The organism is Blastococcus sp. SYSU DS0828 (assembly GCF_054050975.1).
The window spans coordinates 183,751-210,338 of the sequence record NZ_JBJHAK010000003.1; the positions used below are offsets into that span (position 1 = coordinate 183,751).

Genomic DNA, 26,588 nt, shown 5'->3' on the forward strand with positions numbered 1-26,588 from the left:
CTCCCCGGGAGTCGCTGTGCAATGTCCGCCGACGGAAGTCAGGTGCATGAGTTCGCTCCACCACGACCGCCTCCCCGAGGGGGGTGCGGTGCCGGCCGGAACGGTCGACGCCACGCTCGCCCCGGCCCGCTCCACCAGCGGGACGATCGAGGAGAAGGCCGCGTCCACGGTTCCGCCGCAGCGCCAGGGGAAGGCGCGCAAGGCGGGGGCCGGCTGGACGACCGATCCCACCGCCCGCCGGCGGGCCAGAGCCGCCACCGTCAAGGTCGCCGGCGCAACCGCGGCCACCGCCGCAGCGGCGACCCGGAAGGCGACCACGGCGGCGCGCGCTGCTGCCGCCGCCCGCAAGACCGCGAAGGCGCGCGGCCCGGAGACCCCGGCCCCGGGTGCGTCCGGGCCGCAGGCGGGAACGGTCGACCGGGCCTCGACGCTGGTCGCGGACGGGTCCACCACGGCGGAGGCCCAGGGCGTGCAGGCGATCGCCGCGACGGCGGCCGCCGAGACGCCGGTGCGGCGCCGCCCGACCCCCTACAAGCGGTCCGCCGTCGACCTCGCGGCACTGGCGCCGGTCACCGACGTCGCCGCGCTCACCGACGCCCCGGTGGTCGCACCCGACGCCGTCGTCGTCGTGAAGGACGCCCCGGCGCAGCCGGAGCGGTCCGCCCTGGCACCGGTGCCCGCGGAGCCGGTCGTCCGGGTCGTCGGCACCCCGGGTGCCGACGCGGCCGAGGTCCTCGCGGCCGTCGCCACCGGCGGGCGTCGCTGGCTGGACCGCCGCCCGCCCGCGGTGCGGCGCCGCCCGGCGCTCTACCTCGCCGCGGTCCTCGTCGGCGCCCTCGGCCTCAGTGGCGCCTCGGTCGCCGGCCCGACGGAGGTCGCGACGGAGACGGTCAGCCAGTCGGTGAGCGTGGCCGAGCAGCTGGGCATCGACGGTTCCGCCGCGGCGCCGCGCGTCGACGAGGACGACACCTCCCGGCTGCGCGAGGTGGTCGCCAGCCGCAGCGCCCGCGAGACCGAGCGCACCGCCGCCGCGAACGCCCAGGCGGAGGCCGACCGGATCGCCCAGGAGGAGGCCGACCGCGCCGCCGCCGAGGCCGCCCGCCCCGCGGCGGTGCTCCCGGTCGAGGGTGGCCGGTTGACCAGCGGGTTCGGCGCGCGCTGGGGCACGCTGCACGCGGGCATCGACCTGGCCGCACCCATGCGCACGCCCGAGTACGCCGTGATGGACGGCGTCGTGCTCGAGGCCGGCCCGGCCGGCGGCTACGGGCTGGTGGTGTACATCCAGCACGGCAACGGTGACGTCACCGTCTACGGCCACATGGACGAGATCCTGGTGACCCCCGGCCAGGTGGTCCGCGCCGGCGACACCATCGCGCTGCTCGGCAACCGCGGTCAGTCCACCGGCCCGCACCTGCACTTCGAGGTGCACGTCGGCGGCATCGGCGGCGAGCCGATCGACCCGCTGCCCTGGCTCCGGGAGCGCGGCGTCCAGATCTGACCCGCGTCACTCCCGACGACGCCCCCTGCCGGAACTCCCGGCGGGGGGCGTCGTCGCGTGGGGAGGATCTCCGTGCTCCCCTCGGGGGAGCGCGGCGCGCGGTGGGACAGTGGGGTCGCACGACCGGCCGGCAGGAGGAGATCGCGGTGGAGCACGGGCACCACTCGGGCATGTGGGTCCCGGAGGACCCGCCGACCTGGGGGCGGATGTTCCTCCCGCACCTGGACGCCTGGTCGGTGCTCCCGGTGCTCAGCGTCATCGGGCTGGTCGTCTACCTGGCCGCTGTCGTCCGCCTGCGCCGGTCCGGGGTCAGCTGGCCGTGGTGGCGGACCCTCGCCTGGATCGCCGGCACCGCGTCGCTGTTCGCCGTCACCGGCACCTGGCTCAACGGCTACAGCATGGTGATCTTCAGCGTCCACATGACCCAGCACATGGTGCTGTCGCTCATCACGCCGCTGCTCCTGCTGCTCGCCGCCCCCGTGACGCTGGCGCTGCGCACCCTCCCGCGCGGCCGCGGGCCGGCCGGCGCCCCGCGGGCACTGCTCCTGGAGGCGCTGCACAGCCGGTTCGCCCGCGTCGTGGCCCACCCGCTGTTCAGCGTGCCGCTGTTCATCGCCAGCCTCTACGGCGTCTACTTCACCCCGCTGTTCGACTGGCTGATGTCGAGCCCGGTGGGCCACCAGTTCATGCTCGCCCACTTCGTCGTCACGGGGCTGCTCTTCTTCGGCCCGATCGTCGCGCAGGACCCGTGGCCGCGGACGCTCAGCCACCCGGGGCGGATGCTCGAGCTGTTCCTGCCCGTGCCGTTCCACGCCTTCTTCGGCGTGGCGATCATGATGGCCGGCTCGCTCGTCGTCGACACGTTCGCCGACCCGCCGGCGGGGTGGGGCGTGGACCCGCTCACCGACCAGGCGGTGGCCGGCGGCATCGTCTGGGCCTTCGGGGAGCTGCCCACCGTCCTGGTGCTCGCCGTCGTCTTCTTCTCCTGGGCCCGCTCGGACGACCGCCGGGCCCGCACGCTCGACCGCGCGGCCGACCGTGACGGCGACGCGGAGCTCGCGGCGTACAACGCCCGGCTCAAGGCGCTCGCCGAGCACCGGGCCTGACCGGTCCCCGGCGCGCAGCGGCCCGCGCCCGGAGGGGCGCGGGCCGCTGCGAGGGGCCGGGACGAGTTCCTTCTCAGCCGACGTGGACGACGGCATCGCCCTCGGCCGGCAGGTCCTCCTTGGTCGCCTTGATGAGCAACGCCGAGACGACGGCGCCCAGCAGCAGCAGCCCGGCGGCCCACGCGAAGGCCGTGGTGTAGCCCTCCACCTGCGCCGAGAGGCCCACCGACGGGTCTCGCGGGTCCGCACCCGAGGCGAGCACGTCGGCGGTGTAGGTGCTGATGGCGGCCACGGACAGCGAGGCGAGCACGGCGGTGCCGATGGAGGCGCCCACCTGCTGCGTGGCGTTCAGCATCGCGCTGGCCGCCCCGGCGTCGTGGACGCCGGCGCCCACCAGCGCCAGGTTCGACAGCGGCACGAACGTGAAGCCCAGGCCGAGCCCGAGCAGCAGCTGGCCGGGGAACGGCAGCTGCCAGAACCCGGTGTCCAGACCGACGAAGGACAGGGTGGCGAGACCGCCTGCGGCGAGCACGCCACCGAGGACCATGAGCGGCTTCGGCCCCACCCGGGGGACCAGCACGCTGGCCAGCCCCGCCGAGATGAAGACGCCGAGGGTGGTCGGCAGCGACGCCAGGCCCGCCATGACCGGCTCGTACCCGAGCACCTGCTGGAAGTAGAGGCTCAGGAAGAAGAACGCCCCCAGCAGCCCGGCTCCCACGAGCGTCGAGGTCAGGTAGGCGCCGCCCCGGTTGCGGTCGAGCACGATGCGCATCGGCAGCAGCGGGTTGCGCGTCCGCAGCTCCAGCAGGACGAACAGGGCGATCAGCACCAGGCCGCCGGCGATGAACAGCCACGCGAGACCGTCGGTCCAGCCGCTCTCCGGCGTCACCAGCGTCGGGATGCCCTGCGCCGCAGCCTCGGCGTTGGCGGCGGCAGCCTGGGCCGCGAAGGCCTGCGAGGCCTCGGCCACGCGGGTGAAGCCGTAGACGATCGACGCCAGGCCGAGGGTGACCAGGACGGCGCCGGGGATGTCGTAGCTGGTGTCGCCGGGAGCCTTGCTCTCCGGGACGATCGGGATGGCCAGCACGATGGCGAGGATCGCCACCGGCAGGTTCACCCAGAAGCACCAGCGCCAGTCGGCGTACTCGGTGAGGACACCGCCGAGCAGCAGGCCGATGGCCGAGCCGCCGCCGGCGATCGCGCCGTAGACGCCGAAGGCCTTGGCGCGCTCCTTCGGGTCGGTGAACAGGACGGTGAGCAGCGCGAGGGACGCCGGGGCCAGCAGTGCGCCGAAGACGCCCTGCAGGGCGCGGGCGCCGAAGAGCATCGTCTCGTTCTGCGCGACGCCGCCGAGCGCCGAGGCGACGGCGAAGCCCGCCGCGCCCACCAGGTAGGTGCGCTTGCGGCCCCAGAAGTCGGCGATGCGGCCGCCGAGCAGGAGGAAGCCGCCGAAGGTCAGGGTGTAGGCGGTCACGATCCACTGCTGGCTGGCCGCGCTGATGCCCAGGTCGGCGGTGACCGCGGGCAGCGCGATGTTGACGATCGTGGCGTCGAGGATGACCAGCAGGACGGTCATGGCGATGACGCCGAGCGCCAGCCACCGCTTCTCGTAGGGCTCATCGGCGGAGGTCGTCGCGCCGGTCGCGGCAGGGGAGGGCAGGGGTTCGGTCACGGGAAGTCCTCGGGTCGTGCGGAACGGGCCGGATCGCCGGCCGGGAGAGAAGGTAGCGGCCTGCAACGATGTCGTCGTGCCTGTTTCGCTGGTGTTCACCGCAGATACGCACGTCCCCAAGCGCGCGCGTGAGCTACCTCTCGGCCTGTGGTCGGCGATCGACTCCGCCGACGTGGTGGTGCACGCCGGTGACTGGGTGGACGTCGCCCTCCTCGACGAGCTGGAACGGCGGGCGCACCGCTTGGTCGCCGTCCACGGCAACAACGACCACGGGGCGCTGCGCGAGCGGCTGCCGGAGGTCGCCCGCGCCGAGATCGAGGGCATCCGGTTCGCCGTCGTGCACGAGACGGGGCAGGCCACCGGGCGCGAGGCGCGGTGCGCGGCGCGCTTCCCCGACGTCGACGTCCTGGTGTTCGGGCACAGCCACATCCCCTGGGACACCACGGCGCCCACCGGGCTGCGGCTGGTGAACCCGGGGTCGCCCACGGACCGGCGTCGCCAGCCGCACGGGACGTTCGTCACCGCGGTGGCCGACGCCGGGCGGCTGCGGGACGTGACCTTCCACGCGGTGCCCCCGCGGCGGTGAGCGCCGCACCGCTCGACCCCCGCGCGGTCGCCCTGCTCGCCTGCCCCGTGTGCGCCGCGCCGTTCACCGCGGAGCCGGACGGCTCGGGGCTCCGCTGCGCCGAGGGACACCGTGTCGACCGCGCGCGGCAGGGGCACCTCACGCTGCTGCCCCCGGGGCGCCGCCCGCCGACCGGCGACTCCGCCGAGATGGTCGCCGACCGGGTGACCTTCCTCTCCGCCGGCCACTACGACGGCGTGACCGCGGCCCTGGCCGCGGCCGTCCGCCGGCCGGGGGAGCCCGCGAGGCTGCTCGACCTGGGTGGCGGCACCGGCCACCACCTGGCCCGGTTGCTCGACGTCCTCCCGGACGCCACCGGCGTGGTGCTCGACGCCTCGCGCTACGCCGCCCGACGGGCGGCGAAGGCCCACCCGCGCGCGGTCGCCGTGGTCGGGGACACCTGGGCCCGGCTGCCGGTGCGCGACGCGGCGGTGGACCGGGTGCTGGTCGTCTTCGCCCCGCGCAACGGGCCCGAGATCGCCCGGGTGCTGTGCGCGGAGGGGCGGCTGGTCGTGGTGACGCCCGGCCGCGACCACCTCGCCGAGCTCGTCGGGCCGCTGGGCCTGCTCCGGGTCGACCCCGCAAAGGCCGAGCGGCTCAGCGCGACGCTGGAGCCGCACCTGGCGCGCGAGGACGCGCACCGCCACCGCCAGACCCTGGTGCTGGACCATCCCGCGGTGGCGACGCTGGTGGGCATGGGGCCGCACGCCCGGCACCTCACGGCCGCCGCTCTCGCGGCCTCGCTGGCGCGCTTGCCGGCCGCCGTGCCGGTCACGATCTCGGTCGACGTCGCCACCTACCGGCGGCCCGGATGATCCTCGCGGCGCGCCCTGCCCGCCCGACCTGAGGCGCCGTATCGCACGGTCTAAGCTGCCAGCCGTGACGATTGCACCGGCGCCCATCGTGAGCCGGCCCAGCCCGGCTCACGTGGTCGAAAAGGGCTCGCGGCTCTCGAACCTGCTGCGGACCACCGACCACAAGACCATCGGCCTGATGTACATGGCCACCTCGTTCACGTTCTTCGTGCTGGGTGGCCTGATGGCGCTGCTGATGCGTGGTGAGCTGGGGCGGCCGGGGCTGCAGTTCCTGTCCCCCGAGCAGTACAACCAGCTGGTCACGATGCACGGCACGATCATGCTGCTGATGTTCGCGACGCCGCTGTTCTTCGCGTTCGCGAACCTGATCATGCCGCTGCAGATCGGTGCGCCGGACGTCGCGTTCCCGCGCATGAACGCCTTCTCCTACTGGCTGTTCCTGTTCGGCAGCCTGATCGTGGTGGGGGGCTTCCTCACCCCCGGTGGGGCGGCGGACTTCGGCTGGTACGCCTACGCACCGCTGTCGAACGTCGTGAACTCCCCGGGCGCGGGCGCGAACATGTGGTTCGCCGGCCTGGCGGTCAGCGGCCTGGGCACGATCCTCGGTGGCGTCAACTTCATCGCCACGATCGTCTGCCTGCGGGCCCCGGGCATGACGCTGTTCCGGATGCCGATCTTCACCTGGAACACGCTGGTCACCAGCCTGCTCATCCTGCTGGCGTTCCCGATCCTCACCGCCGCGATCATGGGCATGCTGGCCGACCGCAACCTCGGTGCGCTGATCTACTCGGACGAGAACGGTGGCCCGATGCTGTGGCAGCACCTGTTCTGGTTCTTCGGCCACCCCGAGGTCTACATCATCGCGCTGCCGTTCTTCGGCATCGTCACCGAGGTCATCCCGGTGTTCGCCCGCAAGCCGTTGTTCGGCTACAAGGGCATGGTCTTCGCGACCATCGCGATCGGCGCGCTGTCGCTGGCGGTGTGGGCGCACCACATGTACGCGACCGGTGCGGTGCTCCTGCCGTTCTTCGCGTTCCTGACTTACCTCATCGCCGTGCCGACCGGCATCAAGTTCTTCAACTGGATCGGCACCATGTGGCGGGGTCAGATGACCTTCGAGACGCCGATGCTGTTCTCGATCGGCTTCATGATCACCTTCCTCCTCGGTGGTCTGACCGGTGTGCTGCTGGCCAGCCCGCCGCTGGACTGGCACGTCAACGACAGCTACTTCGTCGTCGCCCACTTCCACTACGTGGTCTTCGGCACCGTGGTGTTCGCGGCCTACGCCGGCATCTACTTCTGGTTCCCGAAGATGTGCGGCCGGATGATGGACGAGCGGCTGGGCAAGCTGCAGTTCTGGCTGACCTTCATCGGCTTCCACGCCACGTTCCTGGTGCAGCACTGGCTGGGCAACGAGGGCATGCCGCGCCGGTACGTGGACTACCTGGAGACCGACGCGTTCACCGTGCTCAACACGGTCTCGACGATCGGCTCCTTCATCCTCGGCGCCTCGGTGCTCCCGTTCATCTACAACGTGGTCAAGTCCTGGAAGTACGGCGAGCTCGCGCTGCGCGACGACCCGTGGGGCCATGGCAACAGCCTGGAGTGGGCCACCTCCTCCCCGCCGCCGCGGCACAACTTCGTCGAGATCCCCCGGATCCGCTCGGAGCGGCCCGCGTTCGAGGCCCACTACCCGCACCTCGTCGAGCGGCTGCAGGCCGAGGCCCACGTCGGCAAGCGGCACGAGCCCTACGCCGGTGTCAGCGAGCTGGGTGGTACCGGCGGTGCGCGCCAGGGCCCGAAGGACCCCGACCCGACCTGACGAAGGACCACCCTTCCCCCCGCGCCTCGCAGGCTCGGCGCGGGTCCCTGAAGGGTGGCCGTTCCAGAACGTCACGGACGCCCCGCCGGCCACTGGCCGGCGGGGCGTCCGTCGTCCACGGGTGGAAGACCCGGGCGGCGGGCCGCCCCGCATCGCGGCGACCGGCGGGTCAGGGGTCCGGGCGGTCCCCGGGCGGACGTGCGGCACGATGACCGCGTGCCGCTCGACCCGACGCCCCGCCAGCTGCCCGAGCCCGACCCCACCGCGGCGCGGGCGCTGCTCACGGTCACCGGGGCGGACCGGCCGGGGGTGACCGCCCACCTCTTCGCCGCACTGGCCTCGGACGGGGACGGGCGCCCGGAGGTGGAGGTCCTCGACGTCGAGCAGGTCGTCGTGCACGGCCACCTGGTGCTCGGCGTCGTGGTCGGTGCCCTCGCCGGCGATCGGCGACCGGCGGTGGGCGAGGCGGAGCTGCTCGGCCACCTCCGGCGGGTGGCGGGTGAGGTCGAGACCGCCGTGGGCGTGCACGTGGCGGTGGAGTCGGCCAGCGGGCCCGACGCGCCCCTCGTGCAGGGGCGCCCGCACCACGTCATCGTGCTCGGGCGGCCGGTGCCACCCGAGGCCGTGGCCGGCGCCGCGCGGGCCGTCGCGGGCATCGGCGGGAACATCGACGCGATCCGCCGGCTCTCCGACCACCCGGTCACCAGCTTCGAGCTCACCGTCTCCGGGGCGGAGGCCACGGCGCTGCGCACCGCGCTCGCCTCGGTGGCGGCGTCGACAGGTGCCGACATCGCCGTCGAGCAGGTCGGGATCGCCCGGCGCAGCAAGCGGCTGATCGTGCTGGACGTCGACTCGACCCTGGTGCGCGGCGAGGTGATCGACGAGCTGGCGGCGCGCGCCGGGCGGGCGGCGGAGGTCGCCCGCATCACCGCCGCGGCCATGAACGGCGAGCTGGACTTCGCCGAGTCGCTGCGGGCGCGGGTCGCCGTGCTGGCCGGCCTGCCCGAGGAGGTGCTCGACGAGGTGCGCGAGCACCTGGTGCTCACACCCGGCGCGCGCACCCTCATCCGCACGCTCCAGCGTCTCGGCTTCCGCTGCGGCATCGTCAGCGGCGGGTTCACGCAGATCACCGACCCGTTGGCGGAGAGCCTCGGGCTCGACTTCGCCGCCGCCAACACCCTGGAGGTCCGCGACGGCCGCCTCACCGGTGGGCTGGTCGGGGACATCGTCGACCGGCCGGGGAAGGCCCGGGCCCTGATGCGCTTCGCCGAGGAGTACGGCATCCCGCTGGACCAGACGGTCGCGGTCGGCGACGGCGCGAACGACCTGGACATGCTCAACACCGCGGGCCTGGGCATCGCCTTCAACGCGAAGCCCTTCGTGCGCGAGCAGGCGCACACGGCGCTCAACCAGCCCTACCTCGACGCGGTGCTGCAGGTGCTCGGCTTCACCCGCGACGAGGTCCTCGACGCGGCGCCTTGATGATCAGGTGACCTGATCGTCAGGGGTCCTGGCTCAGCGTCGGTCGTGAGCCAGGACCCCATACGGTGAGCCAGGACGCGGTACGGCGAGCCAGGACGCCGTACTGCGGGACGACGCGGGCGTCAGCCCGGCCGAGCGTCGAGGCGCCCGGCATCATGACCCGGTGGACGAGCAGCTTCCCGTCGGGTCCCTGGTGCGCATCCGGGAACCGGAGGACGCGCCGGATCAGCCGATCGGCACTGTGGTCATCTCCCGGGACGCGATGGGGCAGGTGCACGTCCGGCGCGACGGGGTGGGCGTGGAGGTCTACGCGCCCGACGAGGTGGTCGCGGTCAGCACGGACGGTGAAGGCGCCTGACCTCGCTCACGCGCTGGGTCCGAGCTCTCCGGCCAGCTCGACGCCGGCCGTGCGCAGCTGGTCCAGCGCAGCGTCGGTCGTCGCCTCGGAGACGCCGGCGGTGAGCGGCAGCAGCACGCGGGTGGCGAACCCGGCCGCCACGGCGTCGAGCGCGGTGGCGCGGACGCAGTGGTCGGTGGCGATGCCGACGACGTCGACGGCGTCGACCCCTCGCTCGCGGAGCCAGTCGGCCATCCCGACGCCGTCGGCCGCGCCCTCGAAGCCGGAGTAGGCGGCGGCGTACTCGCCCTTGTCGAAGACCGCTTCGAGCGGCTGGCGGTCCAGCGCCGGGTGCAGCTCGACACCGTCGGTGCCGACCACGCAGTGCGGCGGCCAGCTCTCGAGGAAGTCCGGGTGCTCGGCGAAGTGGTCGCCGGGGTCGATGTGGTGGTCGCGGGTGGCGACGACGTGGGCGTACCCGGCGCCCGCCGTCCGCAGGTGCTCGGTGACGCCGGCCGCCACGGCGGCGCCACCGGCGACCGCGAGGCTGCCGCCCTCGCAGAAGTCGTTCTGCACGTCGACCACGATCAGCGCGCGGGTCATGGGCTGCTCCTCCCGGGTCAAGCGGGAACTGTCTCCAGGACCGGTTCCCCGCGTGAGAGCGCCCATGCCTCGGCGGGCAGCGCCTCCCGCACGCGCGCGTGGTGCTCGCGGGCGAGCCGCAGCGCCTCGGCGGGGGAGACGTCGGCGCAGAGCGCGCCGCCACGCACCAGCGGGACCACGAGGTCGCGGTCGCCGTCGCGCGGCCCGACCGGTGTGCTGCTGACCACCTCGGCGACCGCGGTGCCGTCGGCGTCGTGCCGCCGGACGGCGTGCTTGCGCCCGCCGACCGAGTTCTTGCCCTCCGACCGCTTCGCGACCGGGATGCCGTCGCGCTCGACGAGCTTGTAAACCATGCCGGCCGTCGGCGCCCCCGAGCCGGTCACCAGCGAGGTCCCGACCCCGTAGCCGTCGACGGGTGCGGCCATCAGCCCCGCGATCGCGTACTCGTCGAGATCGCTGGTGACGATCACCCGGGTGCGGGTCGCGCCGAGCTCGTCGAGCAGCTGGCGGGCGCGGGTGGCGAGCGTGGGCAGGTCGCCGGAGTCCAGCCGGATGGCGCCCAGCTCCGGGCCGGCCACCTCGATCGCCGTCCGGATGCCCTGCTCGACGTCGTAGGTGTCGACGAGCAGCGTCGTGCCCACCCCCAGCGTCTCCACCTGGGCACGGAAGGCCGCCCGCTCGTCGTCGTGCAGCAGCGTGAACGCGTGGGCGCTGGTGCCGGTCGTGGGGACGCCGTAGCGCCGGCCGGCCTCCAGGTTCGAGCTGGACGCGAAGCCGACCAGGTGGGCCGCGCGCGCCGCGGCCACCGCGGCTCGCTCGTGGGTACGGCGCGAGCCCATCTCGATGCAGGGTCGCTCGCACGCCGCCGCCACCATGCGGGCGGCCGCCGAGGCGATCGCCGAGTCGTGGTTGAGGATGGACAGCGCCAGGGTCTCCAGCAGGACGCCTTCGCCGAAGGGTGCGCGCACGGTGAGCACCGGCGACCCGGGGAAGAACAGTTCGCCCTCCGCGTAGCCGTCGATGTCCCCGCGGAACCGGAAGTCGGCCAGCCAGTCCAGCAGCCGCTGGTCGGTCAGCCCCTGGGCACGCAGGGTCGCGAGCTCCTCGTCGCCGAACCGGAAACCGGGCAGCGCCTCGAGCAGCCGGCCGGTGCCCGCGAGCACCCCGTAGCGACGGCCGTGGGGCAGCCGGCGGGCGAACACCTCGAACACGCAGTCCCGCTCGGCGGTGCCGTCGGCGAGCGCCGCGGCCAGCATCGTCAGCTCGTAGCGGTCGGTGAGCAGCGCGGGGGCCGTCGGCATGGCTCCGCAGCGTAGGCGGCGCCGGGTCCGCGGGGCCGGGCGACGTCCTAAGCTGGATGCGTGGCCGCACCGCTCGCCCCGACTCGGACGCCCGAGACGACCGACGAGGAACGCGGCGACCTCGACCGGCCGTGGGTCACCATCGTCTGGAACGACCCGGTGAACCTGATGACCTACGTGACCTTCGTGCTGCAGGAGCTCTTCGGCTACGACGAGCCGACGGCGACCTCGCTGATGCTGCAGGTGCACCACGAGGGGAAGGCGATCGTCAGCTCCGGCCCGCGCGAGCGGATGGAGCACGACACCAGCCGGCTGCACGCCTACGGGCTGTGGGCCAGCTACCAGAGGGACTCGTGAAGCCGTTCCGTGCCCGGGGCGGGTGGCTGGTCGCCCGGCTCGACCGGGCCGAGGCCGGCATCGTCGGGCTGCTGCTCGACCAGCTCGAGCAGCTCCTGGCCGCCGATCGGGCCGACAGCAGCGGCGATCCGGTGATGGCCCGGCTGTTCCCCGCCGGGCACCGCACCGACCCCGCGCTGGCCGAGGACTACCGGGGGCTCACCGAGCAGGCGCTGCGCGGCGGCAAGGCCGACGACCTGGCCACCGTGCGCGCCACCCTACCGGCCGACGGGGGAGAGGTGCGCCTGGACGCCGACCAGGCCGGTGCCTGGCTGCGCACGAGCAACGACCTCCGGCTGGCGCTCGGCACCCGGATCGACGTCGGTGAGGACACCGAGCCGCCGGACGAGATCGTGGACGAGGCCGACCACCAGCTCGCCGTCTACTACTGGCTCACCGCGCTGCAGGGGTCGCTCGTGGACGCGCTCGTCGCCGATCGCGCCGGCCGAAGGTGAGCAGCACCAGGGCGGCGAGCAGCAGGTCGAGCACGAAGAGCACGTAGACCATGCGGTGCAGCTCGACGTCGGCGAGCATCGCGCCGATCGTGGACACCAGTACCAGGGCCGAGGCGGCGAGCAGCAGCAGCAGGAGCACGGCGCGCACGACGACGATCACCACCACGGGAGCCCGGTCGCCCGGATGGACCGCGCTGTAGCCACGGTGCCGGAACAGCCCCCGTAGCCCCAGGAGGAGCGCCGGAAGGGCCAGCAGCACGACGCCGGCGGTCAGGAGCGACGGGACCCACACGACGCCGACCGTATCGGTCCGGGAGCGTCTCCCGACGGCCGCCCGTCCGTGCGACCGGGGGCGATGGGGGAGCGGCGCGGCGGGCCCGCCTAGACTGGCCCCGTGCTGCGCATCGACCGCGCGACCTACGACGCCATCGTGGCCCACGCCCGGAAGGACCATCCGGACGAGGCCTGCGGTGTCGTCGCCGGTCCGGAGGGGACCGAGCGCCCCGAGCGCTTCGTGCCCATGCTCAACGCCGCACGGTCGCCGACGTTCTACGAGTTCGACAGCGCCGACCTGCTCGCGCTGTACCGCGACCTGGACGACCGCGACGAGTGGCCGGTCGTCGTCTACCACTCGCACACCGCCACCGAGGCCTACCCCTCGCGCACCGACATCGGGTACGCCTCCGGTCCCGCCGCCGATCCGCGCACCCACTACGTGCTGGTGTCCACGCGCCACCACGGGCCGCAGACCGGCCTGGCCGGTGACGAGGTCGAGTTCCGCAGCTACCGCATCGTCGACGGGGAGGTGTCGGAGGAGGAGGTCGAGATCGTCGAGTCCTACCTGTTCGGGCACTCGCCGACGACCGTCGTCTACGACTGAAGAAACACCCCGTTCCCCCGCGCCTCGCAGGCTCGGCGCGGGTCCCTGAACGGGGCCGGAATCCCGCGCGGCGGCCGGGCGTTGACCCGCCAGACGCACGACCGCTGCCCTGTGCAGCGCCCCCACGCATCGACGTCCCCGAGGAGAAGCACGCCATGGCCATCGAGGTCCGTATCCCGACCATCCTGCGCACCCACACCGGCGGCAACAAGACCGTCGAGGGCAGCGGGGACACCCTCGGCGCGCTGATCGACGACCTCGACAGCAAGCACTCGGGCCTGAAGAACCGCCTCGTCACCGAGGAGGGCAAGCTGCACCGTTTCGTCAACGTCTACGTCAACGACGAGGACGTGCGCTTCACCGGCGCCCTGGACACCCAGGTGAAGGACGGCGACTCGGTGACGATCCTCCCGGCGGTCGCGGGCGGCTGCTGAGCGGTCCCCGCTCCGCCCCCGCCCGTCTCCCCGGAAGAGCATCCCTATGGCCCGCTTCGCCTCCCTCGTCGACTCCCTCGGCGGCACCCCGCTGGTGGGGCTGCCGAACCTCTCGCCGACGCCCGACGTCCGGTTGTGGGCCAAGCTCGAGGACCACAACCCCACGGGCTCCATCAAGGACCGCGCGGCGATCAAGATGATCGAGGCGGCCGAGAAGGACGGGCTGCTGAAGCCCGGTTCGACCATCCTGGAGCCCACGAGCGGCAACACCGGGATCTCGCTGGCCATGGTGGCCCGGCAGCGCGGCTACAAGCTGATCTGCGTGATGCCGGAGAACACCTCGGTGGAGCGCCGGCAGCTGCTGGAGATGTACGGGGCGCAGATCATCTCCTCGCCCGCGGCCGGTGGCTCGAACCAGGCCGTCGCCGTCGCCAAGGAGCTGGCCGCCCAGCACGACGACTGGGTGATGCTCTACCAGTACGGCAACCCCGCGAACGCACACGCGCACTACGAGGGCACCGCCCCGGAGATCCTGGCCGACCTGCCGTCGATCACCCACTTCGTCGCCGGCCTGGGGACGACCGGCACGCTCATGGGCTGCTCCCGGTACTTCCGCGAGCACAAGCCCGGGGTGCAGGTGATCGCCGCCGAGCCCCGCTACGGCGAGCTGGTCTACGGCCTGCGCAACATCGACGAGGGCTTCATCCCCGAGCTCTACGACGCCTCGCTGCTGGACTCACGGTTCTCCGTGGGCCCCGACGACGCGATCCACCGCACCCGCCAGCTGGTGGAGCGCGAGGGCATCTTCGCCGGGATCTCGACCGGCGCGATCCTGCACGCGGCGCTGGGCATCGCCGACAAGGAGGTCGCGGCGGGCCGCCGGGCCGACATCGTGTTCGTCGTCTGCGACGGCGGCTGGAAGTACCTCTCCACCGGCGCCTACGCCGGCACGCTCGAGGAGGCGGCCTCCGCGCTGGAGGGCCAGCTCTGGGCCTGAGGCGGTCCCGCTCGGCCCGCTGGTCGCTGACGGGTGGCCGTTCCCGCGCGTGACCTCGGTCGGTGGTGTCTGGCAGGGTGCGGCGCGTGCTGCTCCAGGCCTGCCTCAACGGGTCCCGCCGGCCCGGGGAGCACCCTGCGCTGCCGGTGACACCGGCGGCCGTGGCCCGGGACGCCGCGCTCGTCGTGGCGTCCGGCGCCGGCGCCGTCCACGTCCACCCCAAGGACGACGCCGGCGCGGACTCGCTCCGACCGGGCGACGTGGCCGCCGTCGTCGACGCGGTGCGGGCGGCCGCCCCGGGCATCCCCGTGGGGGTCACCACGGGGGCCTGGGCGGCGCCCGACCCCGCCGACCGGATCGCGGCGATCCGCGGCTGGGCGGTGGTGCCGGACTTCGCTTCCCTGAATTGGCACGAGGACGGCGCGGACGGCGTCGCGGCGGCGCTGCTCGACCGTGGCATCGGGGTGGAGGCCGGGCTCTGGCACCTCGCCGGTGCGGCCGCGTGGGCCGCCTCGCCGCACCGCGACCGCTGCCTGCGCGTGCTGTTGGAGCTGCCTGACGGGCTGGACGAGGCGGGCACGGGGACGGCGGCCGGGCGCCTGCTGACGGCCGTCGGCGACCGGGCGCCGGTGCTGCTGCACGGGGAGGGGAGCAGCGCCTGGCCGGCGCTGCGGCTGGCGGCCCGCCGCGGGCTGGACACCCGCATCGGTCTGGAAGACGTGCTCGAGCTGCCCGACGGCTCGCCGGCCCCGGGCAACGCCGAGCTGATCCGCGCTGCGACCACCGTCACCGCCGCCGTCGGGGCGAGCGGCGAGGCGGGCGGCTAGCCTGACCGGCGACATGGGGACGCAGCCAGCAGCCGACGCGCCGATCGGCATCTTCGACTCGGGGGTCGGTGGGCTCACCGTCGCCCGGGCGGTGCTCGACCAGCTGCCGAACGAGGCGGTCCGCTACATCGGGGACACCGCGAACGGGCCCTACGGCCCGCTCCCGATCGCCGAGGTGCGCCGGCACTCCCTGGCGGTCATGGACGAACTCGTCGACAGCGGCGTCAAGATGCTCGTCGTCGCCTGCAACTCCGCCAGCGCCGCGTCGCTGCGGGACGCCCGGGAGCGCTACGACGTCCCGGTGGTCGAGGTGGTCCTCCCCGCGGTCCGCCGGGCGATCGCGGCCACCCGCAACGGCCGCATCGGCGTCATCGGCACCCAGGCCACCGTCACCAGCGGCGCCTACGACGACGCGTTCGCCGCGGCCCCGCACGTGTCGGTCACCTCTGCGGCCTGCCCCAGCTTCGTCGACTTCGTCGAGCGCGGGATCACCAGCGGCCGGCAGCTGCTCGGGCTCGCGCAGTCCTACCTGGATCCGCTCATGGCGGCCGGCGTGGACACCGTCGTCCTCGGGTGCACCCACTACCCGCTGCTCACCGGCGTGCTCTCGGTCGTGCTCGGCGACGGGGTCACGCTGGTCTCCAGTGCCGAGGAGACCGCCAAGGACGTCTACCGGGTGCTCACCCGAACCGATCTGCTGCGCGACCCCGACGCGCCCGCGCCGGAGCACGCCTTCCTGGCCACGGGCGACCCCGAGCCGTTCGCCCGGCTCGGCCGCCGCTTCCTCGGGCCGGAGATCGGGGCCGTGCTCGGCGCCGGACGGGCGGGGGTCGCGTGAAGCTGACCGTCGTGGGGTGCTGCGGCAGCGGCCCCGGTCCCGACTCGCCCGCGTCCTGCTACCTCGTGGAGCACGACGGCTTCCAGCTCGTGCTCGATCTCGGCAACGGCGCGTTCGGCGCGCTGCAACGGGTCGTGGACCCGGGCGCCGTGGACGCGGTCTTCCTGTCGCACCTGCACGCCGACCACTGCCTGGACGTCGCCCCGTTCGTCGTCTGGCACCGCTACTCCGGCCGGTCCCGGGGAGCGCTCGTACCGCTGTACGCGCCGGTGGGTGCCGAGCGCCGGCTGGCGCTGGCCTACGACGGCGACGGCGACGGGTTGACCGACGTCTTCGACTTCGTCCCCGTGGGCCCGGGCGCCCTCCGCATCGGGCCCTTCGAGGTGGAGCTGGCCCGCACGGCCCACCCGGTCGAGACCTACGCCATCCGGCTGACCGCGGGTGGCCGGTCGATGGTCTACACCGGCGACACCGGCCCCAGCGACCGGCTGGTGGAGCTCGCCCGCGGGGCCGACGTCCTGCTCGCCGAGGCGGCGCACCCGGACAACGCCCCCGACCAGCCGCCCGGTCTGCACCTCACCGGGCGGCAGGCAGCCCAGCACGCGGCGGCCGCGGGGGTAGGCCGGCTGCTGCTCACCCACGTGCCCGCCTGGGTCGACCACATCGGCCAGCTGTTCGCGGCCAGCTCGGTGTTCTCCGAGACCGAGCTGGTCAGCCCCGGCGCCACCTACGAGATCTGAGGAACCGGCCCTCCTGCCCCCACCGCTCGCAGGCTCGCGGCGGGCCCCCGCACGAGGGCCGGTTGCCGGATGGCCGCGATCGCGGAACGGTGACCCCATGGACGAGCGGGACGGCGTGCCGCTGAGCAGCCTCGACTCGCCGCTCGGTGACGGGCTGGGGGTCTCGAAGCGCGCGCTGGTCGACCACCTCGACGCCGTCGCCGACCGGCTGGTCCCGCTGCTGGCCGGCCGGCCGCTCTCGGTGGTGCGGGTGCGGCCGGGCCAGGCGCCGTTCATGCAGCGGAACGTGAGCAAGGGCGCCCCCGCGTGGGTGCGCACCGTGCCCGTCTGGGCCGAGTCGGCGCACCGCGAGGTGCACCAGGTGCTCTGCGAGGACCGGCGCACCCTGATGTGGCTGGCCAACCAGCGCGCGGTCGAGTTCCACGTCCCGTTCCTGCGGGCCGGGTCGCGCGAGCCCACCGGCCTCGTGCTGGACCTGGACCCGCCCGACGGGGTGGAGTTCTCCACCGTCGTGGCGGTCGCCCGGCTGGCCCGGCGGGCGCTCGAGGAGGCCGGCCTGGCCGGCGCGGTGAAGACCAGCGGCGCCACCGGCCTGCACGTCGTGGTGCCCGTGCGCGGCGCTCCGGTCGAGGACGTCGCCGCGGCGACCCGGGCGCTCGCGCAGCGCACGGCGCAGCTGGACCCGGGGATCGCCACGACGGCGTTCCTCAAGGATGAGCGGCAGGGGCGGGTCTTCGTGGACTCCACCCGCTCGGGCACGGGCACGGTCGCCGCCGCCTACAGCCCGCGGGTGCGGCCGGGTCTGCCGGTGTCCGCCCCGGTCGACTGGAACGACCTGGGGTCCGTCCGCCCGGGGGAGCCCACCGTCGCCTCCGGGGCGGCGGGGCTCCCCGACTGGGCGGCCCTGCTGCCCGATCCCCAGCGGCTGCCGGCCGACCTGGTCGCCGAGGGGCACACCATCCCGGTCGCCCGTGCGCAGGCGATGCACGAGGGCAAGCGACGGGCCCGCCTCCGGCGGGAAGCCGGGGACGACGGGTGACGGGCGCCGGGCGGCTCCGGCCCGTGCGGCGGCAGGCTCCGCAACAAGGCGAGGATTTGTTGCAGCAACCGTTGTCGAGCGGTCCTCCGTCGGGCTAGCTTGCAGGGGACGCCATGTGATCGGCGTCATGGTTCTGGGCCTGGAACTCGTTCGCTCCCCATCTGACCGCTGCTCCTCGAGGGTGCCCGTCGGGGTGCCCAGGGGCAGCAGAAGGAGTTCCCTTGCCCGTTCCCACGCCCCTGAGCGCCCGGGCCGGCGGCACCACCGTCGCCCTGGGTGTGGCCCTGGCACTGCTGGCCCCGGCCCTCCCGGCCGGAGCTGCGGACGACGTCCGCGTGCCGATCCGCGACGCCGAGGTCACCGGGCCGCTGCCCAGCGATCTCGGTGGCAGCCCGCTCTCCGACGACCTGGCGGAGACCTACCCGTTCTTCGCGACGTACCAGGACCTCGCCGGCGTCGGGTACGTCGAGGAGGAGTTCCTCGTCTCCGGCCTCGCCGATGCCTACGCCAGCCCCCGCACCCCGGACATCGCCCCGGGCACGCTGCTGGAGGAGGACGTCCCCTACACCACGCGGATCGTCGTCCGCCGGCCGGCGAACCCCCGGCACTTCAGTGGCACCGCCCTGGTCGAGTGGCAGAACGTCACGGCGGGCTACGACCTCGACGCGCTGTGGAACTTCGAGGACGTGACCCGCGACGGTGACGCCTGGATCGGGGTCTCCGCCCAGCAGGTTGGCGTCGACCAGCTGCGGGAGTGGAGCCCGACCCGGTACGGCTCGCTGGACGTCACGGCGGGGGGTGAGTACGCCCTCGACCAGCTGGCGATGGACATCTACGCGCAGGCGGCCAAGGCGCTCGTCGCCCCGACCGGTGTCGACCCGATGGGTGGCCTGGACATCGAGACGCTGCTCTCCATCGGTGCATCGCAGTCCACCCGGTACCAGAGCGCCTACTACGACCACGTCCTGCCGAAGGTCGAGCCGGTGTTCGACGGTTACGCGATCATCGTCGGGACGGCACCGAGCCGGGCCGGGGACGAGCCGGTGTTCCAGGTGCAGTCCGAGACCGACGTGACGGCCGCCGCGGCGGCGGCCCGGCGTCCCGACGACGAGGTGTTCCGGCGCTGGGAAGTCGCGGGCGCGGCCCACTCGGGCTGGCAGGGGCAGGAGTACCGCGCCCCGCTCTCCGAGCGCGACCTCGGTGGCGCACCGCAGTACGACTGCGACCTCCCGCCGTTCAGCCGGGTGCCGATGCACCACGTGACGGCGGCCGCCTACGCGCACCTCGCGCGCTGGGCCGAGAAGGGGATCGCACCTCCGTCGGCGCCGTACCTGGAGTTCGACGACGAGGGCAACAAGGTGCGCAACGAGCTGGGGCTGGCGCAGGGCGGCATCCAGCTCTCCCAGGTGGCGGTGCCCACCGCGCTGAACGCGGGCTACAACAGCGGCGCGAGCTTCTGCCGCCTGTTCGGCACCCACCAGCCGTTCACGCTCGAGCAGCTCACGGCGCTGTACCCGCGCAAGGGTGAGTACATCAACGGCGTGCTGGCGGTCGACCACGCCAACCTGCGGGCCGGCTACATCGAGAAGGCCGACGCGAAGGAGAACTACCAGGAGGCGCTGGTCGTCGAGCGCCAACTGCGGCAGCAGCTGCGGGACGACCGCGGCTGAGCACCTGGCACGTCGGACGGCCGGCCCCTCCGGGGGCCGGCCGTTCGCGTGTCCGGGTCGAGGGCAGGCCGGAGGGCCGGGAGGGGGCGGATCGGCCGGTCCCGGCCCCGGACGCCTGCCGGAGGGAGGCGTGGGCGGACCCCACGCAGGCGGCCGACGGGCCCTGGACCAGGCAGTTCTGAAACACTTGCCGAAAGTGTTGCGCACCTGCAGAGCGTGACGCTACCTTGACGCCACGTCGGCGGTGATGTGCATCACAACCGGGCCCGGTGCGCCGGCGTACGTCCTCCTCGGTCGTCGCGACCGTCGGTCGCGACACTCCTTCCGAAAGGTCCACCGTGCCCATTCCACGCCTGTTGGCGCGCGCCTCCGCGGCGCTCGCCCTCACGCTGGCGACGGTCGTCGCCACGTCGGTCCCCGCCTCCGCCGACCCCGCCTGGTGGCGGGGCCCCGCCCCCACCCAGGCCAGCATCACCGCCGAGCGCGGTCCGTTCGCCGTCTCGACGACGTCGGTGTCGGACTGGTCGACCCCGGGCTTCGGCTCGGCGACCATCTACTACCCGACGACGACGTCGGCGGGCACGTTCGGCGGGGTGGCGATCTCGCCCGGGTACACCGCGTCGGAGTCGACGATCGCCTGGCTGGGCCCGCGGATCGCCTCGCAGGGCTTCGTCGTCATCACGTTCAACACCAACTCCCGCTACGACCAGCCGGCCTCCCGCGGTGACCAGTTGCTGGCCGCGCTGGACTACCTCACCGGTTCCAGCGCCGTCCGGTCGCGGGTCGACGCCTCCCGGCTGGCGGTGATGGGGCACTCCATGGGTGGTGGGGGCTCGCTCGAGGCGGCCAAGGACCGGCCCGCGCTGCGCGCGGCGATCCCGCTGACCGGCTGGAACGTCGACAAGACCTGGCCCGAGGTCCGCACGCCCACCCTGGTCATCGGCGCGGAGAACGACAGCGTCGCGCCCGTCAGCAACCACTCGATCCCGTTCTACAACAGCCTGACCAACGCCTCCGAGCGGGCCTACCTGGAGCTGAACAACGCGAGCCACTTCGCGCCGAACAGCCCCAACGCCGACATCGCGTCCAGCTCGATCGCCTGGCTGAAGCGGTACGTCGACGCCGACACCCGGTACACCCAGTTCCTGTGCCCCGGCCCGACGGTGTCGATCTTCGGCAGCATCTCGGACTACCGGTCCACCTGCCCGATGTGAGCACCCCCTAGGTCGGCGGGGCGGGTTCCGACGACGTCGGGGCCCGCCCCTCCTGGCCTAGGCTCACTGCTGTGAGCGGCGTCCCCGAGGAGATCGTGCGCCACGCGGCGCGGACGCTCATGAGCGGCCGCCGGCTGGACACCGGCGCCCTCGCCGCGGAGCTGGGCATCTCCCGCGCGACGCTGTTCCGCCGGGCCGGCAACCGGGACGCGATCCTCGGTGAGGCCCTGGCCTTCCTCGGCCTGCGGACCCTGCGGGCGATCGAGCGCGAGCACGACGCCCGTCCGGCTCCCTCCGGGGCGCCCACCCGGCTGCGCTCGCTGGCCGTCAGCGAGGAGTTCCGCTATGCCCTCAGCACCGCCCTCCCGATCCGCCGCCTGCTCGACGAGGAGCCGGCGACGGCGATCCGGGTGCTCACCGATCCGCAGGGCCGGGTCCAGCCGCGGGTGGTCGAGGCCTACACCGAGCTGTTCCAGCACGACGTCGACGAGCACGGGCTCGAGCCGCAGATCGCCGTTCCGCTGCTCGCGCTCGCCGTGGTCCGGCTCGGGGAGTCCTTCCTCTACTCCGACGTGCTGGCGGCGCGCGCGCCCGACCTCAAGGCGGCGACGACGGTGCTCGACGCGCTGATCACCAGCGTCTTCGGCCTCGACGACCGCTGAGCGGCGGTCGCCCCCAGGCGCGCCGCCCGTCCACAGCCCGAGTCGGCTGCCCCCTGGTTGTCGGTGGTGAGCCGCACTCTCTGTCGCATGACGACCGATCCGCAGACGCTGGCCTGGCTCGACCAGGAGGACAGCCGGATGGCGCAGACGATCCGGGCCCACCGCGTCGCCGTGCAGTACGTCATGCGCGGCGAGGAGTCCGACGAACCGCCGTTCGGCTACACCGTCGGCCTGTTCGGGGTGGGCCATCCCGAGCTCGTCGTCGTGGGGGTGGGCCACGAGACCGCCTGCGCCATGCTGAACACCGTGGCCGGCCTGGTCCTCGCCGGGCGGGACCTGGTGCCGGGCGAGCTCCTCGTCCTCGACCGGGAGCGCCGGCTCGCCGTCGAGACGCTGCCCAACCCGGCCGACGTGCTGTTCTCGGCCAATCGCTTCTACCAGCGGCCGGACGAGTTCTCGGTGCCCGCCCACCAGCTCACCTGGGCCCACGAGGGGGGCGTCTTCCCCTGGGATCCCGGCTATCCCTGCCCGCCCGAGTGCCAGCCCCGGCCGGGGACGTGGCGCGCGTAGAGCGACGTCCCGGGCACGGCCGCCCCGCAGGGCCCCGCCGCCGGCCTGCGAGTGGCGGGTTGGTCGTCGTTCAGTCGAGGCCGAGGTCGCGGCGCAGCTTGGCGACGTGCCCGGTGGCCTTGACGTTGTAGGACGCGCGCTCGATCCGGCCCTCGGCGTCGATCACGAACGTCGAGCGGATCACGCCGACGACCTCCTTGCCGTACAGCTTCTTGGTGCCGTAGGCGCCGTAGGCCTGCATCACCTGCTTGTCCGGGTCGGACACCAGCGTGATGTCCAGGTCCTCCTTCTCGCGGAAGCGGGCGAGCTTCTCCACCGGGTCGGGCGAGATCCCGATGATCTCGAGCCCGGCCTCGGCGAGGTCGCCGGCGGCGGCGGTGAAGTCGACGGCCTGGGTGGTGCAGCCGGGGGTCAGCGCCGCCGGGTAGCAGTACACGATCACGCGCCGGCCGCGGTAGGAGGAGAGCGACACCGGGTTCCCGTCGGCGTCGGGCAACGTGAAGTCCGGCGCCGGGTCGCCGGGGGTGAGGCGGACGGGGGCGGCGTCGGTCTCGCTCATGCCGCGCATCCTGCCGTGTCCCGGGGGCGGCCCTGCAAGGGGGCGGCGGGGCTCACCCGGGCAGGAAGGAGAAGCGCACCTGCCGCTGGGGGTTGTCGGTGTTGGTGTCCACCAGGCAGATCCGCTGCCAGGTGCCCAGCATCAACCGCCCCTCGAGGACCGGCACGCTGGCGTGCGGCGGGACGAACGCCGGCAGCACGTGGTCGCGCCCGTGCCCCGGGCTGCCGTGCCGGTGGCGCCAGCGGTCGTCGCGGGGGAGCAGCTCCTCCAGCTGGGCCAGCAGGTCGTCGTCACTGCCCGAGCCGGTCTCCAGGATCGCCAGGCCGGCGGTGGCGTGCGGGACGAAGACGTGCAGCAGGCCGTCGTCCTCGGACCGCACGAAGTCGGCGCAGTCGTCGGTGAGGTCGACGACGACGGGGGCGCCCCCGGTCCGGACGGCACGCAACTCCGATCTCATGGCGACGATCCTGCCCGGTCCGCCGGCCCGGTGTGCGGTGGACGGGTACCGCGGGTCCCCGGGGCGGCGTCGGATCCGTCGCCGCGGGGATCCGCCGACAGGAGCGACCGCAGCCGGGCGACCTCCTCGGTGAGCGCCTGCAGGTCGCGTCGCGTCACCGCTTCGGACTCCTCGCCCACCTGCTGCACGCGCTCGACCAGCCAGGACGCGAACGTCGCGGTGATCACCCCGAGCAGGGCGATACCGGTGAGCATGAGACCGGCGGCGACCACCCGCCCCTCGGCGGTCACGGGGTAGCGGTCGCCGTACCCGACCGTGGTCACGGTCGCGAAGGCCCACCACAGCGCCTCGCCGAAGCCGTCGATGTTCGCCTCCGGGTGGTTCCGCTCGGCGTCGAGCACGGCCAGGGCGGCGACGAACATGAGCAGGGCCGTGGCGCCCACGACGAACACCGCGACGCGGCCGCGCAGCGAGTGCCCGGCGTGCCGGTTCAGCGCGTGGAGCAGGGTGACCAGGCGGAGCAACCGCAGCGGCCGCAGCAGCGGGAGGACGATGACGGCGAGGTCGAACAGGTGGGTCCGAACGAACCGCCGGCGGTGCTCCGACAGGGCGAGGCGGATCCCGTAGTCGACGGCGAACCACAGCCAGCTCAGCCAGGTGACCCAGCGGCAGACGGTGGGCCACGGCGGCGCGAGGTCGGGTTCGAGGACCGGCCAGGCGTAGGCGGCCAGGAACAGCAGCGCGGCCGCGGTGAGGATCCAGTCGGTGGAGCGCTCCCAGCGCTCCCGCCGCGGATCGGTCAGGGAGGTCACCGCCATGTCCGCCGACGCTAACGGGACACCGCTCCGGGCATGCGCCGTGGTGGTCCTGCACGGGGCACTACTGTCGGTGGCCGTGACCCGCCCCGACGGCCGTACGGCCGAGCAGCTCCGCCCGGTGACGATCACCCGCAACTGGCTGGATCACGCCGAGGGCTCGGTCCTCGTCGAGTTCGGCCGCACCCGCGTCCTCTGCGCGGCCAGCGTCACCGAGGGTGTTCCGCGGTGGCGCAAGGGCTCGGGACTGGGGTGGGTGACCGCCGAGTACTCGATGCTGCCGCGCGCCACGCACACCCGCAGCGACCGCGAGTCGGTGAAGGGGAAGATCGGTGGCCGCACCCACGAGATCAGCCGGCTGATCGGCCGTTCGCTGCGCGCCGCCGTCGACCTCGGCGCGCTGGGGGAGAACAGCATCGCCATCGACTGCGACGTCCTGCAGGCCGACGGCGGCACCCGCACCGCGGCCATCACCGGCGCCTACGTCGCGCTGGCCGACGCCGTCTCCTGGCTCGGCGCGCGGAAGCGGCTGGCCCGGCCGACGGCGATCGTCCAGTCGGTCGCCGCGGTCAGCGTCGGGATCATCGACGGCGAGCCCCGGCTGGACCTCGCCTACGAGGAGGACGTGCGGGCCGGTACCGACATGAACGTGGTCTGCACCGGCGACGGCGGGTTCGTCGAGGTGCAGGGGACGGCGGAGGGCGCGGTCTTCGACCGTGCGGCGCTGGACGCGCTGCTCGACCTGGCGGTCGCCGGCTGCGCCGAGCTCACCCGCCTGCAGGCCACGGCGCTGTCACTGGAGCCGGTGGTCCGATGAGCACCCGGCTGCTGCTGGCCACCCGCAACGCCGGCAAGCTCGCCGAGCTGCAGCGGCTGCTCGCGAGCGCGGTGCCCGGCGTCGAGGTGGTCGGGCTGCGCGACGTCCAGGAGTACCCCGAAGCACCCGAGACCGGGGCGACCTTCGCCGAGAACGCCCTGCTCAAGGCGCGCGAGGCGGTCCGCTACACCGGTCTGCCGGCGGTGGCCGACGACTCCGGGCTCGCGGTGGACGCGCTGAACGGCATGCCCGGCGTGCTGTCGGCGCGCTGGTCGGGCCAGCACGGTGACGACGACGCCAACACTGCGCTGCTGCTCGGGCAGCTCGCCGACGTGCCGGACGAGCGGCGAGGAGCGGCGTTCGTCTGCGCGGCGGCGCTGGTCACCCCCGACGGCGCCGAGCGGGTGCTGGAGCGGGAGTGGCGCGGGCGGGTGATCCGCGAGAAGCGGGGGAGCAACGGCTTCGGCTACGACCCGGTGTTCGTCCCGGAAGGCCTGGAGCTCACCTCCGCCGAGCTGGAGCCCGCCGAGAAGGACGCCCGCAGCCACCGGGGGCAGGCGTTCGTGGCGCTCGTGCCCGTGCTGACCGAGGTGCTCGCCGGGCGCTGAGCCCCCGTCGGGTCAGTCCCGGCGCAGCGCGAAGCCGAGCCAGGCGAGTGAGTCCTCCTCCTCGGGCTCGGCGTGCCGGCCCGGGCGGAGCAGCTGCTCCTCGTCGGGCACCCGCGCCGGGGCCTCGAACTCCGAGGCGCGGTGCCGGCCACGGGCAGGTGCGGCGGCGGGGGAGTGGACGACGGCGGCGCGCACCATGGCGGCCGGCAGCCAGGTCGTGGTCGGGGTGGCGCCGGAGGTCATGCCCTCCCATCGGCCGGTGCCCCGCCGGGCGAGAGGGGCACCGGGGCGACGCCACCCGGCTGGGTGAACGGCCCGACCAGGTTCTGTGACGGGGTGCACTCCCGCCGCCTCAGTAGCCTCCGGGGCATGGAGCTCGTTCGTCTTCTCCTCGTCGTCGTCCACATCCTCGGCCTCTCCCTGATCATCGGGCCGTTCCTGTTCCAGGTGAGCCGCAAGGCCGGGTTCGACACGACGCTGATGACGATCGGTGCGCTCACCCAGCTGGTGAGCGGCCTGGCGCTGGTCGGCATCCGCGAGGCCGACGACCTCCCCGTCGACCACGCCAAGATCGGTGTCAAGCTCGTCGTCACGGTGCTGGCCGTGGTCACGGTGTTCCTGGCCGCGCGCAAGCAGCAGGCCGCCGACGCCGGCCGGGCCGCTCCGAAGTCGCCGCTGCCGTTCTTCCACTCCACCGGGGCGCTGGCGATCCTGAACGTCTTCATCGCCGTCCTCTGGACCTGACCGGAGCGGAACCCGGCTGACAGCTCCGGGGGCGGGGCGCTAGCGTCCGGCCCCGTGCACCCGCCTCCGCGTGTCCGACCGCCCGGGGCCGCGGACGAGCGGGCTCAGCTCGGGGGCTGGCTGGACCTGCAGCGTTCGCTGGTGCACCACAAGTGCGAGGGCCTGGGCGAGGACGACGCCCACCGCGCCCTCCTGCCGACCTCGCCGCTGATGACGGTGGCCGGCCTGGTCTCCCACCTGCGCTGGGTCGAACACTGCTGGTTCGAGGTGCTGTTCCTCGATCGGCCCGCCGCACCCAACCCCCAGTTCGGCCAGGAAGGGGACGCCGACTTCCGCGTCGAGGGGGTGCCGCTGGCGCGGCTGCTGGACGAGTACGCCCGCCAGTGCGCGGTGTCGAACGGGATCGTGGCGGCGGCGTCGCTGGATGACCGCGGCCGGAACGGGCAGTACGGAGCCGACGCGCTGTCCCTGCGCTGGATCCTCGGGCACATGGTCGAGGAGGTGGCCCGGCACGTGGGGCACCTCGACCTGCTCCGGGAGATGCTCGACGGGCGGACCGGCTACTACTGAGCGGGCGCGTGACCCGCCGTCACCCGGGGCACACC

General features: G+C 73.8%; 32 protein-coding genes. 24 read left to right on the plus strand and 8 right to left on the minus strand.

Translation table 11 applies throughout. The features are described from left to right. Nucleotides 1–46 precede the first annotated feature (46 nt). Together ACI79Q_RS03820 and ACI79Q_RS03825 are read left to right on the plus strand one after the other, a co-directional pair. On the plus strand, nt 47–1,498 hold the full coding sequence (locus ACI79Q_RS03820) for a M23 family metallopeptidase (protein WP_456614198.1): 1,452 nt from the start codon (nt 47–49) through the stop codon (nt 1,496–1,498). 101 nt (nt 1,499–1,599) lie between these two features. Next, on the plus strand, nt 1,600–2,604 hold the full coding sequence (locus tag ACI79Q_RS03825; protein ID WP_456587464.1) for a cytochrome c oxidase assembly protein: 1,005 nt from the start codon (nt 1,600–1,602) through the stop codon (nt 2,602–2,604). Between the two features lie 73 nt (nt 2,605–2,677). Here the strand turns inward: ACI79Q_RS03825 and ACI79Q_RS03830 are convergent, their stop codons facing one another. Continuing rightward, nucleotides 2,678–4,276, minus strand: coding sequence for an MFS transporter (locus ACI79Q_RS03830; protein ID WP_456596755.1), 1,599 nt, complete (start codon nt 4,274–4,276; stop codon nt 2,678–2,680). Between the two features lie 76 nt (nt 4,277–4,352). Between ACI79Q_RS03830 and ACI79Q_RS03835 the strand changes: the two genes are divergently transcribed. The 5 genes from ACI79Q_RS03835 (at nt 4,353) to ACI79Q_RS03855 (ending at nt 9,378) form a co-directional block, all read left to right on the plus strand. Next, nucleotides 4,353–4,862 (plus strand): metallophosphoesterase family protein, encoded by a 510-nt coding sequence (locus ACI79Q_RS03835; protein WP_456612751.1) that lies wholly within the window; start codon nt 4,353–4,355, stop codon nt 4,860–4,862. Continuing rightward, nucleotides 4,859–5,716 carry a putative RNA methyltransferase gene (locus ACI79Q_RS03840; protein WP_456614199.1) on the plus strand — a complete coding sequence of 286 codons (858 nt, stop codon included), beginning with the start codon at nt 4,859–4,861 and terminating at the stop codon, nt 5,714–5,716. Before ACI79Q_RS03835 ends, ACI79Q_RS03840 begins: the two co-directional genes overlap by 4 nt. Nucleotides 5,717–5,780: 64 nt before the next feature. Beyond that, nucleotides 5,781–7,538: an aa3-type cytochrome oxidase subunit I gene (gene ctaD / locus ACI79Q_RS03845; protein ID WP_456587468.1), complete on the plus strand. Its 1,758-nt coding sequence runs from the start codon at nt 5,781–5,783 to the stop codon at nt 7,536–7,538. Between the two features lie 216 nt (nt 7,539–7,754). Then, on the plus strand, nt 7,755–9,020 hold the full coding sequence (serB, locus tag ACI79Q_RS03850; protein ID WP_456612749.1) for a phosphoserine phosphatase SerB: 1,266 nt from the start codon (nt 7,755–7,757) through the stop codon (nt 9,018–9,020). A gap of 163 nt (nt 9,021–9,183) precedes the next feature. Next, nucleotides 9,184–9,378, plus strand: coding sequence for a hypothetical protein (locus ACI79Q_RS03855; protein WP_456587470.1), 195 nt, complete (start codon nt 9,184–9,186; stop codon nt 9,376–9,378). A 6-nt stretch (nt 9,379–9,384) separates the two neighbouring features. Here ACI79Q_RS03855 and ACI79Q_RS03860 read toward each other — a convergent pair whose 3' ends face one another. Both ACI79Q_RS03860 and ACI79Q_RS03865 read right to left on the minus strand, forming a co-directional pair. After that, nucleotides 9,385–9,960 (minus strand): isochorismatase family protein, encoded by a 576-nt coding sequence (locus tag ACI79Q_RS03860; RefSeq protein ID WP_456596751.1) that lies wholly within the window; start codon nt 9,958–9,960, stop codon nt 9,385–9,387. A gap of 17 nt (nt 9,961–9,977) precedes the next feature. Next, nucleotides 9,978–11,261, minus strand: coding sequence for a nicotinate phosphoribosyltransferase (locus ACI79Q_RS03865; protein ID WP_456614200.1), 1,284 nt, complete (start codon nt 11,259–11,261; stop codon nt 9,978–9,980). Nucleotides 11,262–11,321: 60 nt separating this feature from the next. Here ACI79Q_RS03865 and clpS point away from each other — a divergent pair, with 60 nt between their 5' ends. After that, the gene (gene clpS / locus ACI79Q_RS03870) at nt 11,322–11,618 is read left to right on the plus strand and encodes an ATP-dependent Clp protease adapter ClpS (RefSeq protein ID WP_456587473.1); all 297 of its coding nucleotides are present in this window, start codon (nt 11,322–11,324) and stop codon (nt 11,616–11,618) included. Then, a complete protein-coding gene (locus tag ACI79Q_RS03875; protein WP_456587474.1) occupies nt 11,615–12,112 on the plus strand; it encodes a DUF2017 family protein in 498 nt (165 codons plus the stop codon). Before clpS ends, ACI79Q_RS03875 begins: the two co-directional genes overlap by 4 nt. On the opposite strand, the gene ACI79Q_RS03880 is transcribed toward ACI79Q_RS03875, so the two are convergent. After that, nucleotides 12,051–12,404, minus strand: coding sequence for a hypothetical protein (locus ACI79Q_RS03880; RefSeq protein WP_456587475.1), 354 nt, complete (start codon nt 12,402–12,404; stop codon nt 12,051–12,053). The genes ACI79Q_RS03875 and ACI79Q_RS03880 overlap by 62 nt on opposite strands. 102 nt (nt 12,405–12,506) lie before the next feature. Here ACI79Q_RS03880 and ACI79Q_RS03885 point away from each other — a divergent pair, with 102 nt between their 5' ends. The 11 genes from ACI79Q_RS03885 to ACI79Q_RS03935 all read left to right on the plus strand — a co-directional run bounded on the left by ACI79Q_RS03885 (nt 12,507) and on the right by ACI79Q_RS03935 (nt 21,983). Next, nucleotides 12,507–12,992 carry a Mov34/MPN/PAD-1 family protein gene (locus ACI79Q_RS03885; RefSeq protein WP_456587476.1) on the plus strand — a complete coding sequence of 162 codons (486 nt, stop codon included), beginning with the start codon at nt 12,507–12,509 and terminating at the stop codon, nt 12,990–12,992. Nucleotides 12,993–13,147: 155 nt separating this feature from the next. Then, a complete protein-coding gene (locus ACI79Q_RS03890; protein WP_456587477.1) occupies nt 13,148–13,426 on the plus strand; it encodes a MoaD/ThiS family protein in 279 nt (92 codons plus the stop codon). Nucleotides 13,427–13,472: 46 nt separating this feature from the next. After that, nucleotides 13,473–14,423: a PLP-dependent cysteine synthase family protein gene (locus ACI79Q_RS03895; RefSeq protein ID WP_456587478.1), complete on the plus strand. Its 951-nt coding sequence runs from the start codon at nt 13,473–13,475 to the stop codon at nt 14,421–14,423. Between the two features lie 86 nt (nt 14,424–14,509). After that, the gene (locus ACI79Q_RS03900; protein ID WP_456596749.1) at nt 14,510–15,250 is read left to right on the plus strand and encodes a 3-keto-5-aminohexanoate cleavage protein; all 741 of its coding nucleotides are present in this window, start codon (nt 14,510–14,512) and stop codon (nt 15,248–15,250) included. A 13-nt stretch (nt 15,251–15,263) separates the two neighbouring features. Continuing rightward, entirely contained in the window at nt 15,264–16,088 is an 825-nt protein-coding gene (gene murI, locus ACI79Q_RS03905; RefSeq protein WP_456587480.1) for a glutamate racemase, read from the plus strand. After that, nucleotides 16,085–16,828, plus strand: coding sequence for an MBL fold metallo-hydrolase (locus ACI79Q_RS03910; protein ID WP_456587481.1), 744 nt, complete (start codon nt 16,085–16,087; stop codon nt 16,826–16,828). The genes murI and ACI79Q_RS03910 overlap by 4 nt, the downstream gene beginning before the upstream one ends. A gap of 97 nt (nt 16,829–16,925) precedes the next feature. Next, nucleotides 16,926–17,867, plus strand: a complete 942-nt coding sequence (locus tag ACI79Q_RS03915) for a DNA polymerase domain-containing protein (protein ID WP_456614201.1) — start codon at nt 16,926–16,928, stop codon at nt 17,865–17,867. A 221-nt stretch (nt 17,868–18,088) separates the two neighbouring features. Beyond that, on the plus strand, nt 18,089–19,537 hold the full coding sequence (locus ACI79Q_RS03920; protein ID WP_456587483.1) for an alpha/beta hydrolase domain-containing protein: 1,449 nt from the start codon (nt 18,089–18,091) through the stop codon (nt 19,535–19,537). A gap of 338 nt (nt 19,538–19,875) precedes the next feature. After that, nucleotides 19,876–20,751, plus strand: coding sequence for a poly(ethylene terephthalate) hydrolase family protein (locus ACI79Q_RS03925; protein ID WP_456587484.1), 876 nt, complete (start codon nt 19,876–19,878; stop codon nt 20,749–20,751). Between the two features lie 71 nt (nt 20,752–20,822). After that, nucleotides 20,823–21,413 carry a QsdR family transcriptional regulator gene (locus ACI79Q_RS03930; RefSeq protein WP_456614202.1) on the plus strand — a complete coding sequence of 197 codons (591 nt, stop codon included), beginning with the start codon at nt 20,823–20,825 and terminating at the stop codon, nt 21,411–21,413. 87 nt (nt 21,414–21,500) lie between these two features. Beyond that, nucleotides 21,501–21,983, plus strand: a complete 483-nt coding sequence (locus ACI79Q_RS03935; protein ID WP_456596743.1) for a DUF4262 domain-containing protein — start codon at nt 21,501–21,503, stop codon at nt 21,981–21,983. A 70-nt stretch (nt 21,984–22,053) separates the two neighbouring features. Here the strand turns inward: ACI79Q_RS03935 and bcp are convergent, their stop codons facing one another. Genes bcp through ACI79Q_RS03950 form a run of 3 tightly spaced genes read right to left on the minus strand, consistent with a single transcriptional unit; the run spans nt 22,054 to nt 23,817 of the window. After that, nucleotides 22,054–22,542 (minus strand): thioredoxin-dependent thiol peroxidase, encoded by a 489-nt coding sequence (gene bcp / locus ACI79Q_RS03940; RefSeq protein WP_456587487.1) that lies wholly within the window; start codon nt 22,540–22,542, stop codon nt 22,054–22,056. Nucleotides 22,543–22,594: 52 nt separating this feature from the next. Beyond that, the gene (locus tag ACI79Q_RS03945) at nt 22,595–22,999 is read right to left on the minus strand and encodes a YjbQ family protein (RefSeq protein WP_456587488.1); all 405 of its coding nucleotides are present in this window, start codon (nt 22,997–22,999) and stop codon (nt 22,595–22,597) included. Beyond that, on the minus strand, nt 22,996–23,817 hold the full coding sequence (locus ACI79Q_RS03950) for a potassium channel family protein (RefSeq protein WP_456614203.1): 822 nt from the start codon (nt 23,815–23,817) through the stop codon (nt 22,996–22,998). The genes ACI79Q_RS03945 and ACI79Q_RS03950 overlap by 4 nt, the downstream gene beginning before the upstream one ends. Before the next feature lie 76 nt (nt 23,818–23,893). Here ACI79Q_RS03950 and rph point away from each other — a divergent pair, with 76 nt between their 5' ends. Continuing rightward, nucleotides 23,894–24,631, plus strand: a complete 738-nt coding sequence (rph, locus tag ACI79Q_RS03955; protein WP_456587490.1) for a ribonuclease PH — start codon at nt 23,894–23,896, stop codon at nt 24,629–24,631. Beyond that, nucleotides 24,628–25,239 (plus strand): RdgB/HAM1 family non-canonical purine NTP pyrophosphatase, encoded by a 612-nt coding sequence (gene rdgB / locus ACI79Q_RS03960; protein ID WP_456587491.1) that lies wholly within the window; start codon nt 24,628–24,630, stop codon nt 25,237–25,239. The genes rph and rdgB overlap by 4 nt, the downstream gene beginning before the upstream one ends. 12 nt (nt 25,240–25,251) lie before the next feature. Here rdgB and ACI79Q_RS03965 read toward each other — a convergent pair whose 3' ends face one another. Next, complete coding sequence (locus ACI79Q_RS03965) at nt 25,252–25,482, minus strand: hypothetical protein (RefSeq protein ID WP_456598960.1); 231 nt, start codon at nt 25,480–25,482, stop codon at nt 25,252–25,254. Between the two features lie 126 nt (nt 25,483–25,608). Here ACI79Q_RS03965 and ACI79Q_RS03970 point away from each other — a divergent pair, with 126 nt between their 5' ends. Together ACI79Q_RS03970 and ACI79Q_RS03975 are read left to right on the plus strand one after the other, a co-directional pair. Further along, nucleotides 25,609–25,983, plus strand: coding sequence for a hypothetical protein (locus tag ACI79Q_RS03970; protein WP_456587493.1), 375 nt, complete (start codon nt 25,609–25,611; stop codon nt 25,981–25,983). Between the two features lie 54 nt (nt 25,984–26,037). Then, nucleotides 26,038–26,553, plus strand: coding sequence for a DinB family protein (locus ACI79Q_RS03975; protein ID WP_456598961.1), 516 nt, complete (start codon nt 26,038–26,040; stop codon nt 26,551–26,553). Nucleotides 26,554–26,588 lie beyond the last annotated feature (35 nt).

What these genes read in the sequence shown, in the direction of transcription:
- rdgB (WP_456587491.1), top strand. Translation starts at nt 24,628, where the DNA reads ATGAGCACCCGGCTGCTGCTGGCCACCCGCAACGCCGGCAAGCTCGCC.
- ACI79Q_RS03820 (WP_456614198.1), top strand. Translation starts at nt 47, where the DNA reads ATGAGTTCGCTCCACCACGACCGCCTCCCCGAGGGGGGTGCGGTGCCG.
- ACI79Q_RS03890 (WP_456587477.1), top strand. Translation starts at nt 13,148, where the DNA reads ATGGCCATCGAGGTCCGTATCCCGACCATCCTGCGCACCCACACCGGC.
- ACI79Q_RS03860 (WP_456596751.1), bottom strand. Translation starts at nt 9,960, where the DNA reads ATGACCCGCGCGCTGATCGTGGTCGACGTGCAGAACGACTTCTGCGAG.
- ACI79Q_RS03970 (WP_456587493.1), top strand. Translation starts at nt 25,609, where the DNA reads ATGGAGCTCGTTCGTCTTCTCCTCGTCGTCGTCCACATCCTCGGCCTC.
- ACI79Q_RS03895 (WP_456587478.1), top strand. Translation starts at nt 13,473, where the DNA reads ATGGCCCGCTTCGCCTCCCTCGTCGACTCCCTCGGCGGCACCCCGCTG.
- ACI79Q_RS03965 (WP_456598960.1), bottom strand. Translation starts at nt 25,482, where the DNA reads ATGACCTCCGGCGCCACCCCGACCACGACCTGGCTGCCGGCCGCCATG.
- ACI79Q_RS03950 (WP_456614203.1), bottom strand. Translation starts at nt 23,817, where the DNA reads ATGGCGGTGACCTCCCTGACCGATCCGCGGCGGGAGCGCTGGGAGCGC.
- ACI79Q_RS03865 (WP_456614200.1), bottom strand. Translation starts at nt 11,261, where the DNA reads ATGCCGACGGCCCCCGCGCTGCTCACCGACCGCTACGAGCTGACGATG.
- murI (WP_456587480.1), top strand. Translation starts at nt 15,264, where the DNA reads ATGGGGACGCAGCCAGCAGCCGACGCGCCGATCGGCATCTTCGACTCG.
- ACI79Q_RS03935 (WP_456596743.1), top strand. Translation starts at nt 21,501, where the DNA reads ATGACGACCGATCCGCAGACGCTGGCCTGGCTCGACCAGGAGGACAGC.
- bcp (WP_456587487.1), bottom strand. Translation starts at nt 22,542, where the DNA reads ATGAGCGAGACCGACGCCGCCCCCGTCCGCCTCACCCCCGGCGACCCG.
- ACI79Q_RS03915 (WP_456614201.1), top strand. Translation starts at nt 16,926, where the DNA reads ATGGACGAGCGGGACGGCGTGCCGCTGAGCAGCCTCGACTCGCCGCTC.
- ACI79Q_RS03945 (WP_456587488.1), bottom strand. Translation starts at nt 22,999, where the DNA reads ATGAGATCGGAGTTGCGTGCCGTCCGGACCGGGGGCGCCCCCGTCGTC.